The 13,084-nt window shown below is 71.5% G+C and carries 13 protein-coding genes; 8 read left to right on the top strand and 5 right to left on the bottom strand.

Features of this window, described 5'->3' with window-relative positions; translation table 11 throughout:
* Positions 1-26: 26 nt before the first annotated feature.
* Positions 27-1,448, bottom strand: coding sequence for an FAD-binding oxidoreductase (locus tag SCNRRL3882_RS25280; RefSeq protein WP_010039954.1), 1,422 nt, complete (start codon positions 1,446-1,448; stop codon positions 27-29).
* A 92-nt stretch (positions 1,449-1,540) separates the two neighbouring features.
* Between SCNRRL3882_RS25280 and SCNRRL3882_RS25275 the strand changes: the two genes are divergently transcribed.
* Complete coding sequence (locus SCNRRL3882_RS25275; protein WP_029181173.1) at positions 1,541-2,971, top strand: tetratricopeptide repeat protein; 1,431 nt, start codon at positions 1,541-1,543, stop codon at positions 2,969-2,971.
* A gap of 49 nt (positions 2,972-3,020) precedes the next feature.
* On the opposite strand, the gene hppD is transcribed toward SCNRRL3882_RS25275, so the two are convergent.
* Positions 3,021-4,166 carry a 4-hydroxyphenylpyruvate dioxygenase gene (gene hppD, locus SCNRRL3882_RS25270; protein WP_010039950.1) on the bottom strand — a complete coding sequence of 382 codons (1,146 nt, stop codon included), beginning with the start codon at positions 4,164-4,166 and terminating at the stop codon, positions 3,021-3,023.
* Positions 4,167-4,288: 122 nt separating this feature from the next.
* Here hppD and SCNRRL3882_RS25265 point away from each other — a divergent pair, with 122 nt between their 5' ends.
* The 7 genes from SCNRRL3882_RS25265 to SCNRRL3882_RS41885 are packed head-to-tail and all read left to right on the top strand — an operon-like array spanning position 4,289 to position 9,283.
* The gene (locus tag SCNRRL3882_RS25265) at positions 4,289-4,759 is read left to right on the top strand and encodes an Lrp/AsnC family transcriptional regulator (protein WP_010039949.1); all 471 of its coding nucleotides are present in this window, start codon (positions 4,289-4,291) and stop codon (positions 4,757-4,759) included.
* An 18-nt stretch (positions 4,760-4,777) separates the two neighbouring features.
* A complete protein-coding gene (locus tag SCNRRL3882_RS25260; protein WP_010039946.1) occupies positions 4,778-5,425 on the top strand; it encodes an ABC transporter permease in 648 nt (215 codons plus the stop codon).
* Positions 5,418-6,677 (top strand): betaine/proline/choline family ABC transporter ATP-binding protein, encoded by a 1,260-nt coding sequence (locus SCNRRL3882_RS25255; RefSeq protein WP_010039945.1) that lies wholly within the window; start codon positions 5,418-5,420, stop codon positions 6,675-6,677. Before SCNRRL3882_RS25260 ends, SCNRRL3882_RS25255 begins: the two co-directional genes overlap by 8 nt.
* Positions 6,674-7,495, top strand: coding sequence for an ABC transporter permease (locus SCNRRL3882_RS25250; RefSeq protein WP_010039944.1), 822 nt, complete (start codon positions 6,674-6,676; stop codon positions 7,493-7,495). Before SCNRRL3882_RS25255 ends, SCNRRL3882_RS25250 begins: the two co-directional genes overlap by 4 nt.
* Complete coding sequence (locus tag SCNRRL3882_RS25245; RefSeq protein WP_029181172.1) at positions 7,492-8,451, top strand: glycine betaine ABC transporter substrate-binding protein; 960 nt, start codon at positions 7,492-7,494, stop codon at positions 8,449-8,451. The genes SCNRRL3882_RS25250 and SCNRRL3882_RS25245 overlap by 4 nt, the downstream gene beginning before the upstream one ends.
* Positions 8,452-8,511: 60 nt before the next feature.
* Positions 8,512-9,099, top strand: a complete 588-nt coding sequence (locus SCNRRL3882_RS25240) for a helix-turn-helix domain-containing protein (protein WP_010039941.1) — start codon at positions 8,512-8,514, stop codon at positions 9,097-9,099.
* A 1-nt stretch (position 9,100) separates the two neighbouring features.
* Positions 9,101-9,283: a hypothetical protein gene (locus SCNRRL3882_RS41885; RefSeq protein WP_010039940.1), complete on the top strand. Its 183-nt coding sequence runs from the start codon at positions 9,101-9,103 to the stop codon at positions 9,281-9,283.
* Here SCNRRL3882_RS41885 and SCNRRL3882_RS25230 read toward each other — a convergent pair.
* From SCNRRL3882_RS25230 to SCNRRL3882_RS25220, 3 genes are all read right to left on the bottom strand, one after another.
* A complete protein-coding gene (locus tag SCNRRL3882_RS25230) occupies positions 9,280-10,071 on the bottom strand; it encodes a S16 family serine protease (RefSeq protein ID WP_010039939.1) in 792 nt (263 codons plus the stop codon). The two genes, SCNRRL3882_RS41885 and SCNRRL3882_RS25230, sit on opposite strands and share 4 nt — an antisense overlap.
* Before the next feature lie 87 nt (positions 10,072-10,158).
* The gene (locus SCNRRL3882_RS25225; protein WP_010039937.1) at positions 10,159-10,800 is read right to left on the bottom strand and encodes an IclR family transcriptional regulator; all 642 of its coding nucleotides are present in this window, start codon (positions 10,798-10,800) and stop codon (positions 10,159-10,161) included.
* A gap of 360 nt (positions 10,801-11,160) precedes the next feature.
* Positions 11,161-12,960, bottom strand: a complete 1,800-nt coding sequence (locus SCNRRL3882_RS25220; protein WP_029181170.1) for a DEAD/DEAH box helicase — start codon at positions 12,958-12,960, stop codon at positions 11,161-11,163.
* Between the last annotated feature and the right edge of the window lie 124 nt (positions 12,961-13,084).

The following is a 13,084-nucleotide window of genomic DNA, read 5'->3' as shown; positions in this document are numbered from 1 at the left end:
CCTTCGAGGCCCGTCCGCTGCGTCCGTCAGAAGAGCTTGCCCGGGTTCAGGAGGTTCAGCGGGTCGAAGGCCTGCTTGACGGCCCGCTGCATCTCCATCCCGACGGGGCCGATCTCGCGCGCCAGCCACTCCTTCTTCAGCACGCCGACGCCGTGCTCGCCGGTGATGGTGCCGCCGAGTTCCAGGCCGAGGGCCATGATCTCGTCGAAGGACTCGCGGGCGCGCCGGGACTCGTCGGGATCGGCCGGGTCGAAGCACACCGTCGGGTGGGTGTTGCCGTCGCCCGCATGGGCGACGACCCCGATGGTGAGCTGGTACTTCTCGGCGATCCGGTCGACCCCGTCGAGCATCTCGGCGAGGCGGGAGCGGGGCACGCACACGTCGTCGATCATCGTCACGCCCTTGACCGCCTCCAGCGCGGTGAGCGACAACCGACGCGCCTGGAGGAGCAGTTCGGACTCCGCCGCGTCGTCGGCCGGTACGACCTGGGTGGCGCCGGCGGCCTCGCACAGCGCGCCGACGGCGGCGAGGTCGGCGGCCGGGTCGGTGGTGTCGAAGGCGGCGAGCAGCAGGGCCTCGGTGCTCTCCGGGAGGCCCATCTGCGCCAGGTCGTTGACGGCCTTGACCGTCGTGCGGTCCATGAGTTCGAGGAGTGACGGGACGTGGCCGCCCTCCATGATGCGGCACACGGCGTCGCAGGCGGCGGCCCCGGAGGCGAACTCGGCGGCCAGCACGAGCTGCTCGGGCGGCTTGGGGCGCAGGCCGAGCACGGCCCGTACGACGATGCCGAGCGAGCCCTCGGAGCCGACGAACAGCCGGGTCAGGTCGTACCCGGCGACGCCCTTGGCGGTGCGGCGGCCGGTGGACATGAGCCGCCCGTCGGCCAGCACCACGTCCAGTCCGAGGACGTACTCGGCGGTGACCCCGTACTTCACGCAGCACAGGCCGCCCGAGGCCGTGCCGATGTTGCCGCCGATGGTGCACATCTCCCAGCTGGAGGGGTCCGGCGGGTAGTACAGGCCGTGTTCGCCGACGGCCCGGGAGAGGGCGGCGTTGATCACGCCGGGCTCGACGACGGCGATGCGGTCGACCGGGTTGATCTCCAGGATCCGGTCCATCTTGGTCAGGGAGAGCACGATGCAGCCGTCGGAGGCGTTGGCGGCGCCGGACAGTCCGGTGCGGGCGCCCTGCGGGACGACCGGGACGCGCAGGGCGGTGGCGGTGCGCATGACGTGCTGGACCTGCTCGACCGTGCGGGGCAGGACGACCACGGCCGGGGCGCCGGCCGGGCAGAAGCTCGCCATGTCGTGGGCGTAGGAGGCCGTGACGTCGGGGTCGGTGAGGACCGCCTCGGCGGGGAGGCCGCCGAGCAGCAGGTCGACGAGGTCACCGCTCGCTGCGGTGTGTGCGTCGTCGGAGCGGGGCGCTTCGATACGGCTCATGATCACAGGTTCGCACCCGGGGCCATCGGTGTGAACCCCGTCGGCGGCACCCTTCACCTGCCCGGGTGTGGTCGTCGTACTGACGCACAGTGATCGCCATGGAGAACCAGCAGGAGGGTCCGGAGCGGCGGGAGAGCGGCCCGGGGCGCCGCGTTCGTGCGCGGCGGGTGCTGATCGCCTCCGTGGCGGGGTGTGCCGTGCTCGGCGGGGTGCTGGTGCTGCTGCCGTGGGGGCGGCCCGCCGAGCCCGCTCCGCCGTCTCCGGGGGCGCTGGCCATGGCGGCGGTCGGCGCCGGGGTGCCGGCCGCGCTGCCCGATCTGGCGGAGCTGATCGACGAGCGGGAGAAGCGGGTGCGCACCCGTCCGAAGGACGCGACGTCCTGGGCGGTGCTCGGGGCGGCCTACGTGGAGCAGGGGCGGCGGCTCGCGGACCCCGGGTACTACCCGCGCGCGGAGAAGGCGTTGCGGACGTCGCTCGCGGTCCGGCCGGAGCGGAACGTCCGGGCCCTGGCCGGGCTGGCCGCCCTGTCGAACGCCCGCCGGGACTTCCCCGCCGCGCGCCGCTGGGGCGAGGCGGCGCTGAAGCTGGAGCCCCGGCGGTGGACGACGTACCCACTGCTCATCGACGCCTACACCGGGCTCGGTGAGCACGCGGCGGCGAAGCGGACGCTGGACCGGCTGACGGAACTGCGCTCCGGTCCGGCCGTGCTGGCGCGGGCCGCGGCCGTCTACCGGGACCGGGGCTGGCGGGAGGACGCGGCGGCCTCGCTGGCGGACGCGGCGGCGGGCGCGCGGGCCCCGGCCGAGCGGGCGGCCTACCTGGAGCGGGCCGGGCAGCTGGCGTGGGAGCGCGGCGACTTGGAGGACGCGCTGCGGCACTTCCGGGAGGCGGTGCGCCTCGACCCGGACCAGCGGGCCGCGCAGGCCGGGCAGGGCAGGGTGCTCGCCGGGCTGGGCCGGACGACGGAGGCGCTGAACGCGTACCAGGTGGCGCTGGCCAAGCAGCCGTGTCCGCGTTACGCCCTGGAGCTGGGCGAGTTGTACGAGTCGCTGGGTATGCCGGAGGCGGCACGGGTGCAGTACGACCTGCTGCGGGAGCGGGTCCGCGGCGCCGCCGCGGGCGGGGCCGACGAGGAGCTGGTCCTCGGCCAGTTCGAGGCCGACCACGGTGATCCGCGGTCCGCGGTACGGCGGTTGCGGGCGGAGTGGAAGCGCCAGCCGGGTACGGAGGTCGCCGACGCCCTGGGCTGGGCGCTGCACCGGGCCGGGCGGTCCGGGGAGGCGCTGCGCTACGCGGTGCGGGCGACGGACGGTGAGGGCGGGGGCGGGGTGCGCAGCGCCGTGTACGCCTACCACCGCGGCATGATCGAGCGTGAGCTGGAGCGGTACGGGGCGGCCCGGCGGCACCTGGCGGAGGCGCTGCGCATCAACCCGCACTTCTCGCCGCTGCACGCGCCGGCGGCTCGGGCGGCGTCCGAGGCGCTGGGGGAACCGCCGGACGAGGAACTGCCCGAGATGGACGAGGAGTGAGGCGTGCGGGTGCCCCGTGACACCCGCACGCCTCACAGGGGCGATCGGATCAGAGGTTGCCGCGGCGGGCCTGCTCCCGCTCGATCGCCTCGAACAGGGCCTTGAAGTTGCCCTTGCCGAAGCCCATCGAGCCGTGCCGCTCGATGATCTCGAAGAACACGGTCGGGCGGTCCTGGACCGGCTTGGTGAAGATCTGCAGCAGGTAGCCGTCCTCGTCGCGGTCGGCGAGGATCTTCAGCTCGCGCAGGGTGTCGATCGGGACCCGGGTCTCGCCGACCCACTCCCCCAGGGTGTCGTAGTACGAGTCGGGCGTGTTCAGGAACTCCACGCCGGCCGCGCGCATGGTGCGGACCGTCTGGACGATGTCGTTGGTGTTGAGCGCGATGTGCTGGACGCCCGCGCCGCCGTAGAACTCCAGGTACTCGTCGATCTGGGACTTCTTCTTGGCGATGGCCGGCTCGTTGATCGGGAACTTGACCTTGAGCGTGCCGTCGGCGACGACCTTCGACATCAGCGCGCTGTACTCGGTGGCGATGTCGTCGCCCACGAACTCCTTCATGTTCGTGAAGCCCATCACCTTGTTGTAGAAGCCGACCCACTCGTTCATCCGGCCGAGCTCGACGTTGCCGACGCAGTGGTCGATGGCCTGGAAGGTGCGCTGGGCGGGCGGCTCGACGATCGGCTCGGCCGCGACGAAGCCGGGCAGGTACGGGCCGTCGTAGCCGGAGCGCTCGACGAGGGTGTGGCGGGTCTCGCCGTAGGTGGCGATGGCGGCCAGGACGACCGTGCCGTGCTCGTCCTTCTGCTCGTACGGCTCGGCGACCGAGCGGGCGCCGTGCTCCAGGGCGTAGGCGTACGCGGCGCGCGCATCCGGCACCTCGATGGCGAGGTCGACGACGCCGTCGCCGTGCTCGGCCACGTGCCGGGCGAGGAAGTGGCCCCAGTCGCTGGACGGCTTGATGACCGAGGTGAGGACGAAGCGGGCGGAGCCGTTCTCCAGGACGTACGCAGCGGTCTCGCGGCTGCCGTTCTCCGGTCCGGAGTAGGCGACCAGCTTCATGCCGAAGGCGGTGGAGTAGTAGTGCGCCGCCTGCTTGGCGTTGCCCACGGCGAAGACGACCGCGTCCATTCCCTTGACCGGGAAGGGGTCGGCCTGCCGGGCGGTGTCGGGAGTGTGGTGTGTGGTCTGCGTCATAGCCGCAGGGTCTCCCCGCTCGGCAAGGTGCGCAATAGTTTGCGATTCCGCTGGGCAATCTGTTCAGCAATACGGCCGTATCACCGGCCCTTCTGTACAGGATGACCACCCGGGAGGCTGCTGTGGCGATCGATCATCTGGACGGCCGGATCCTCCTGCTGCTGGCCCGCGAGCCGCGGATCGGGGTGCTGGAGATGTCGCGGCGGCTCGGCGTGGCCCGGGGCACCGTGCAGGCGCGGCTCGACCGGCTTCAGTCGAACGGAGTCATCCGCGGCTTCGGCCCGGAGGTGGACCCGGCGGCGCTCGGCTACCCGGTCACGGCGTTCGCGACGCTCCAGATCCGGCAGGGCCAAGGCGCCGATGTGCGGGCCCACTTGGCGACCGTGCCGGAGGTGCTGGAGCTGCACACCACCACCGGCACCGGGGACATGCTGTGCCGGCTGGTGGCCCGCTCGAACGCCGATCTCCAGCGTGTGATCGACCGGGTCGTCGGTTTTGATGGCATCGTCCGGGCCTCCACGGCGATCGTCATGGAGAACCCCGTTCCGCTGCGGATCATCCCGCTGGTGGAGCAGGCCGCGGAGGAGACCTGAATCGTGGGGTGAGCGGGTGTGAACTTCTGGGAGTACGTGGCGAACCGGCACCAGCAGCTGCTCACGGACGCCTACCAGCACGCCAGCGCCGTCTTCCAGTGCATGGTCGTCGCGACCGTGCTCGGGGTCCTGATCGGGGTCGCCACCTACCGCAGCGAGTGGGCCGGGAACCTCGCGACCACGACCACCGCCACCGTCCTGACCGTGCCGGCGCTCGCCCTGATCGGTCTGCTCATCCCGGTCGTGGGGCTGGGCGTGCCGCCGACGGTGATCGCCCTGACGCTGTACGGACTGCTGCCGGTCGTGCGCAATGCGATCGTCGGGCTGCGCGGGGTCGACCCGTCACTGGTGGACGCGGCCACGGGCATCGGCATGTCCCGGCCGGCCCGGCTGCTGCGGATCGAGCTGCCGCTGGCCTGGCCGCCGATCCTGACCGGGATCCGGGTCGCGACCCAGATGCTGATGGGCATCGCGGCCATCGCGGCGTACGCCTCGGGACCCGGCCTCGGCAACGTCATCTTCCGCGGCCTCGCCTCGCTGGGCAGCGCCAACGCGCTCAACCAGGTCCTCGCGGGCACGCTCGGCATCATCATCCTGGCACTGCTGTTCGACGCCGCGTACGTCCTGATCGGGCGGCTGACCATTCCCGGGGGGATCCGTGCCTGAGACCGGCGGCCACGGGGCCTCCATCGAGCTGGAGAGCCTGACCAAGCGGTACCCCGGCAGCGCGCAGCCGGCCGTGGACAACGTGAGCATGGAGATCAAGGCGGGCGAGGTCGTCGTCCTGGTCGGCCCCTCGGGCTGCGGCAAGTCGACCACGCTCAAGATGATCAACAGGTTGATCGAGCCGACCGGCGGCCGTATCCGCATGGGCGGTGAGGACGTCACCGACATCGACCCGGTGGGGCTGCGCCGCAAGGTCGGCTACGCGATCCAGTCCGCCGGGCTCTTCCCGCACATGACGGTCGCGCAGAACATCGCGCTCGTACCGAGGATGATCGGCTGGCCGAAGGCCCGGATCAGGGCGCGGACCGAGGAGCTGCTCGACCTCGTCGGCCTCGACCCCGGCGAGTTCCACGGCCGCTATCCGCGCCAGCTCTCCGGCGGTCAGCAGCAGCGGGTGGGCGTGGCCCGTGCCCTGGCCGCCGACCCCCCGGTGCTGCTGATGGACGAGCCGTTCGGGGCGGTGGACCCGATCACCCGCGACCATCTCCAGGACGAGCTGATCCGGCTCCAGCACGAGCTGCACAAGACGATCGTCTTCGTCACGCACGACTTCGACGAGGCGATCAAGATCGGCGACCGGATCGCCGTCCTGCGCGACCGGTCCCACATCGCGCAGTTCGACACCCCGGAGGCCATCCTCACGAACCCGGCGGACGACTTCGTGTCCGGGTTCGTCGGTGCCGGGGCGGCGCTGAAGCGGCTGAACCTCACCCGCGTGCGGGACGTGGAGATCACCGACTATCCGACGGTGATGATCGACGACCCGTTGCAGCAGATCTTCAACCGGCTGCGGGTCGGCGGCACCAACGAGGTCCTGCTGCTCGACCGGCGCGGCCGGCCCTACAAGTGGCTCAGGCGCGGTGATCTGATGCGGGCGCGGGGGTCGCTGGCCCGTGCCGGGACGCTGGTGCACGACACGGTCACCCGGGACGCGACCCTGCGGGACGCGCTGGAGGCGGTGCTCACCGACAACGCCGGGCGGGTGGCGGTCACGGGGCGGCGCGGTGAGTACACCGGCGTCGTCGACATGGAGACGCTCCTCAACTCCGTGCACGACATGCTGGAGGCCGACCGGCTGGACGCGCTGGAGCACCAGCACGAGCTGGAGGAACTGCGGGCGGCGCAGACGCACGCGGAGCAGGAGGGCGGCGGGGGCGTCACGGGCGTGGGCGGCCTCGGAGGGACGCGGTGACCGCTCCCGGACCGGTGCGAACGGCCCCCGGACCGGCGGACGAAGAGCAGGCCGAGGCGCCCCGGACGCCACCCGGCCCGCCGCCCCGGCACGTCGGATGGCAGAAGCTGACCGTGCTGCCCGCCGTCCTGGTGGCCGTACTGCTCGCCACCTGGCTCTGGTTCCAGCAGGCCGACCTGGACGCGCTGTCCCGGAACGCCCTGTCGGGCGGCCAGGTCTCCAAGGCCCTGTGGCAGCACGTCCAACTGACCGCGATCTCCACGTTCTTCGTGCTGATCATCGCGATCCCGCTGGGGATCCTGCTGACCCGCGGGGCGCTGCGCAGGGCCACTCCGGTGGCGATGGCGTTCGCCAACATGGGCCAGGCGACGCCCGCCATCGGCCTGCTGGCGCTCCTCGTCATCTGGCTGGGCATCGGCCGCCGGGCCGCCCTGATCGGCATCATCGCCTACGCCGTCCTGCCCGTGCTGTCGAACACCATCACCGGCCTGAAGGCGAACGACCCGACGCTGCTGGAGGCGGCGCGGGGCATCGGCATGTCGCCGATGGGGGTCCTGACCCGGGTAGAACTGCCGTTGGCGGTCCCGCTGATCCTGGCGGGTGTCCGCACGGCCCTCGTCCTGAACGTCGGCACGGCGACCCTGGCCGTCTTCGGCGGGGGCGGCGGACTGGGCGTACTGATCACGACCGGGATCACCAACCAGCGGATGCCGGTGCTGGTGCTGGGCTCGGTCCTCACGGTGGTCCTGGCGCTGCTGGTGGACTGGCTGGCCTCGCTGGCGGAAGTGTTCCTGCGGCCGCGGGGGCTCCAGCCATGAGACGGCGTACGTGCCTGGTGGCAGCGGGGCTGCTGGTCACCGGCTGCGGACTGACCAGCGGCTCCCCCATGGCGGACGACGTGCGGCCCGGGTCGGTCGGGCGGGGCGAGCCGCTGAAGGGCGCGAGCCTGACGGTGACGTCCAAGTCGTTCACCGAGGGGCTGATCCTCGGCGCGATCATGGGCATCGCCCTGGAGGCGGCCGGGGCGGAGGTACTCGACCGCACGGGCATCCAGGGGTCCATCGGCAGCCGCGAGGCGGTCCGCAAGGGCGACGCCGACGCCGGGTACGAGTACACGGGCACGGCGTGGATCACGTACCTGGGGAACAGCGAGCCGATCACCGATCCGCGCGAGCAGTGGGAGGCGGTCCGGAAGGCCGACGCGGCGAACGGGCTGGCCTGGCTGCGGCCGTCGTCCCTGAACAACACCTACGCGCTGGCGATGAACCAGGAGAACGCGAGGAAGTACGGCACGAAGACCCTGTCGGACGTGGCGAAGCTGGCGAAGTCCGACCCGGGGGCGGTGAGGCTGTGCGTGGAGGTCGAGTTCGCGAACCGGGCGGACGGGTTGCCGGGCATGCAGCGGGCGTACGGGATGGAGCTGCCGGCGCGGAACGTCACGCAGATGGACACGGGGATCATCTACACCCAGACGTCGAAGGGCAGTTGCCCGTACGGGGAGGTGTTCACCACCGACGGGCGCATCAACTCCATGAACCTGGCGGTCATGGCGGACGACAGGAAGTTCTTCCCGAACTACAACGCGGCGCCGATGATCAACGCGAAGACCCTCAGGCGGTGGCCGGCGATCTCGGACGTGCTGGATCCGGTGACGGCGAGGCTGAACAACGGGGTGGCGCGGACGCTGAACGCGAAGGTCGATGTGGAGGGTGAGGATCCGCATCAGGTGGCGCTGGACTGGATGGTGGAGGAGGGATTGGTCAGGGAGGGGTGACTTACCGGAAAGACTTACAAAGAAGACGTTGCAAAGGTCCCTTTGCAACGCTACCTTTGCATGGTGAGTGAGACCGAGAAGACACACGTACGGCAACTCGACGCCCGATCCCTGCGCGGACTCGCGCACCCCCTGCGGATGCAGCTGCTGGACGCCCTGCGCTTCGGCGGCCCGGCCACCGCCTCGCAACTCGCCGCGAAGCTGGGCGAGTCCAGCGGCGCCACCAGCTACCACCTGCGTCAGCTCGCGGAGTACGGCTTCGTCGAGGACGCCCCCGAGCGGGGCAAGGGGCGCGAGCGATGGTGGCAGGCGGTCCACCGCGGCCTGCGCTTCGACGACGCCCTCCTCAACGACTCGGACCCGACCGTGCGCGGCGCGGCGGACATGTACCTCCACGAGGTCGCCACCACGCAGACCCAGGACCTGTCGACGTGGCTGGGCAACCGCGGCTCATGGCCCGAGGAGTGGAGCCGCTCCTGGGACATGAGCAGTTGGACCCTGCAGCTCACGCCCGAACTGACGCGGGAGCTCGTCGAGAAGATGCACGCGCTGGTCGAGACGTACCGCGACCGCGCAACCACCGAGGACACCCCCGGCGCCGAGCAGGTCCGCCTCCACACCCACGCCTTCCCGATCAGGACGGACTGAGATGCACCCGGACATCCACCTCGCCCTGCACCACGCCCGCGCCACCGAACTCCGTGCCGCGGCCGGAGGCCCGCGCCCCACCGCCCGGAACAACCATGGCCTCCGCACCCGCCTCGGCTGGACCCTCGTAGAGGTCGGATTAAGGCTCGCCACCCGGCCGGGGACGGCAGCCACCGCTCTCTAACAGCTGGGCACTGACCCCTTACCCGTCTCCAGGGCCACCAGTGAACTCACCGTGCTCTTCAGCGTGGTCACCGGAATCAGCCGCAGACCCTTCGGCAGTTCGGCCCGCGCGTCCGCGCACTCCGCCTTCGGGACGAGGAACACGGTCGCTCCGTCCCGCTTGGCGGCCTGGGTCTTGAGGGCGACGCCGCCCACCGCCCCGACCTTGCCGTCGGCGGCGATCGTGCCGGTGCCGGCGATGACACGGCCCCCGGTGAGATCACCACCGGTGCCGTCGCCGTCGAGCTTGTCGATGATCCCCAGGGAGAACAGCAGCCCCGCACTGGGCCCGCCCACGTCCGCGAGCCTCAGGCCGACCTTGACGTCCTTGTCGTCGAGGCCGAGATAGTTCAGCGCGGCCTGCGTCGCCGCGTCCTGGGACTCCTTCATCTGCTCCTCGTTGTGCCGCTCGATCTCCTGGACGGTGTCGCCGCTCGGGTAGATCGCGTCGCGCGGCATGACCGCCCGGTCCGTGCGGAACCAGCTGTCGACGATGTCCGGGAGCGAGACCCGGGTCTCCGGTGAGGTCGCCACGATGGTGGTCATGCGCAGCTGGCCACGGGTGTCCCGGGCCGGCGCGCCCGAGATCGTGATCACCGGGGCGCCCTTGTCCTCCCCGAGCACGTTCGTCGTCTGCCCGGGCTGCGCCACCGAGAACGGCAGCGGCGCGAACACCGCCGTGGCGAGCAGAGCCACGACGGGCAGGGCGCAGACGGCGATGGCCTGGGGGCGCGTGAGGCGAGAGAACACGGGATCAATCTAACTCGGGTGGGGAATCGGGCCGGGCCCAGGTCGCCGGGGGCCTGGCACGAGGGCGCCCGGCAGGCTCCGCAGACGTCAGCGCAGCGCGTCCGCGACCTCTCGGGCCGCCTCGACGACCCTGGCCCCCACGCGCTCCGGCACCACGTCCGCCAGCATCACCACGCCCACGCTGCCCTCGACACCCGTCACCCCCAGCAGCGGGGCCGCCGCCCCGCACGCGCCGGCCTCCAGCTCGCCGTGGGTCAGGATGAACCCGGGGTCCGTCATCGGGTGCTGCCGGGCCGCGAGTATCGCCTTGCCCGCGGCGCCCCGGTCCAGGGGGTGGCGGAACCCGGCCCGGTAGGCGACGTGATAGTCCGTCCAGGTCGGCTCCACCACGGCCACGGCGAGCGCGTCCGCCCCGTCGACCAGGGTCAGGTGCGCCGTCGCGCCGATGTCCTCGGCGAGCGACCGCAGCGCCGGCATCGCGGCCTCCCGTACGAGGGGATGGACCTGCCGCCCCAGACGCAGCACACCGAGCCCGACCCGGGCACGTCCGCCCAGGTCACGGCGTATCAGCGCGTGCTGTTCCAGCGTGGCGAGCAACCGGTACACCACGGTCCGGTTGACGCCCAGTTTGAGGGAGAGCTCGGTCACGGTCAGCCCGTGGTCCGTGTCGGCGAGCAGCTTGAGGACGCGCAGTCCCCTGTCGAGCGTCTGGGAGGTCTCCGCGGTCACGACGCCCACTCCTTAGTGGTGAGGTCGACGGCCCCCTGGTCGGCGGATGCGTCACCGAGTCCCGTCGGCAACGCGTTTCAGAGGCCGCCGATCGGCCGGCGGCCCGGCCTGTCCGGACCGCGTCGCTTCACGGCTGCGCTCCGCGGCGGCGCTGCCACGGGGCGTGTGCGTAGCCGGACAGTAGCGAAGGGAGTTCGCTGAGCGGAAGGCTCCGTCCAGAATCCGGGCACGGACCAGGGTCGGCTGGCCCCCTTTGCCCGGATACGTGCAACAGGCACCTCATGACGCCCCACGGAGCACACACGACACCCACACATGCGGAAGGGCCGGGCGCTGCCCGGCCCCGTGACGACTGGCGAGTCACTTCATCCGCGTAGCCCACTCCTGGACCTTGGCGATCCGCTGCCGCAGCTGCCCCGCCGTCGCCTCCGCCGCCGGAGGCCCCCCGCACACGCGCCGCAGCTCCGTGTGGATCACGCCGTGCGGCTTGCCGCTCTGGTGGACGTAGGCGCCGACCATCGTGTTGAGCTGCCGCCGCAGCTCCATCATCTCCTTGTGGGAGACGACCGGCCGCCGCTCGGCGGGCAGTTCGAGCAGGTCGGCCTCCTCGTCCGGCTTCTTGCGGCTGTGCGCGATCTGCCGGGCCTGCCGCTTCTGCAGCAGCAGCTGGACCTGGTCGGGCTCCAGCAGCCCGGGGATGCCGAGGTAGTCCTGCTCCTCCTCGCTGCCCGGGTGGGCCTGCATGCCGAACTCGGCGCCGTTGTACATGACCCGGTCGAAGACGGCGTCGGACTCCAGCGCCTCGAAGGGCAGCATGTCCTGCTCACCGGTGTCCTCGTCCTGCTCCTTGTTCGCCTCCTCCATCTCCTTCTCGGATTCGGCGTACGGGTCCTCCTCGCCCTCCTTCTTGGGCTTGTCGAGGACGTGGTCGCGCTCGCGCTCCATCTCGTTGGCGAAGGAGAGCAGGTCGGGCACGGTCGGCAGGAACACGGACGCGGTCTCGCCGCGCCGCCGGGACCGTACGAAACGCCCGACGGCCTGCGCGAAGAAGAGAGGCGTCGAGATGGTCGTCGCGTACACACCCACCGCGAGCCGGGGCACGTCGACGCCCTCGGACACCATCCGCACGGCGACCATCCACCGGTCGGTGTTCGCGCTGAACTCGTCGATCCGCTCGGAGGCGCCGGCGTCGTCGGACAGCACGAGGGTCGCCTTGCTGCCCGTGATCTCGCGGATCAGCTTGGCGTACGCACGCGCCGAGTCCTGGTCGGAGGCGATGACGAGCGCGCCGGCGTCCGGGATGGCCTTCCTGACCTCGGTCAGGCGCTGGTCGGCGGCGCGCAGCACGGCGGGCATCCACTCACCACGCGGATCGAGAGCGGTCCGCCAGGCCTGGCTGATGGCGTCCTTGGTCATGGGCTCGCCGAGCCGCGCGGCGACCTCGTCACCGGCCTTGGTGCGCCAGCGCATGTTGCCGCTGTAGGAGAGGAAGATGACGGGCCGGACGACGTTGTCGGCGAGCGCGTTGCCGTACCCGTAGGTGTAGTCGGCGGCGGACCGCCGGATTCCGTCCTGCCCCTCCTCGTACGTCACGAAGGGGATGGGGTTGGTGTCGGACCGGAAGGGCGTACCGGTGAGGGCGAGCCGGCGGGTGGCGGGCTCGAAGGCCTCCAGACAGGCCTCGCCCCAGGACTTGCTGTCACCGGCGTGGTGGATCTCGTCGAGGATGACGAGGGTCTTGCGCTGCTCCACCCGGTTCCGGTGGAGCATCGGCCGCACACCGACACCCGCGTACGTCACGGCGACCCCGTGGTACTCCCTGCCGAGCGGCCCGGCGCTGTACTCCGGGTCGAGCTTGATGCCTATGCGGGCCGCGGCTTCGGCCCACTGCTTCTTCAGGTGCTCGGTCGGGGCCACCACGGTGACCTGCTGCACGACGTGGTGGTGCAGCAGCCAGGACGCCAGCGTCAGCGCGAAGGTCGTCTTGCCGGCGCCGGGGGTGGCGACCGCCAGGAAGTCCCGCGGCTGCTCCTGGATGTACTTCTCCATCGCGCCCTGCTGCCAGGCGCGCAGCTTGCTGGCGGTACCCCAGGGGGCGCGGCCGGGGAACGCCGGGGACAGGTGGTGCGAGGCAGAGCTTGTGCCGGCGGTGGTAGTCACGGTCTCCGTTGGGGGTCGGGCGGCTCGTTCGAGGGGAGCCTGACGGCTCGGCTACGTATGACAACCGGGCCACCCTACCGGCGCCCCACCACTGCCCATGCGCGGACAAGCCCGGGTCATGCCC

This window comes from Streptomyces chartreusis NRRL 3882 (genome assembly GCF_900236475.1).
In the GTDB taxonomy this organism is placed as follows: domain Bacteria; phylum Actinomycetota; class Actinomycetes; order Streptomycetales; family Streptomycetaceae; genus Streptomyces; species Streptomyces chartreusis_D.
This window is presented reverse-complemented; position numbering and strand designations above follow the sequence as displayed.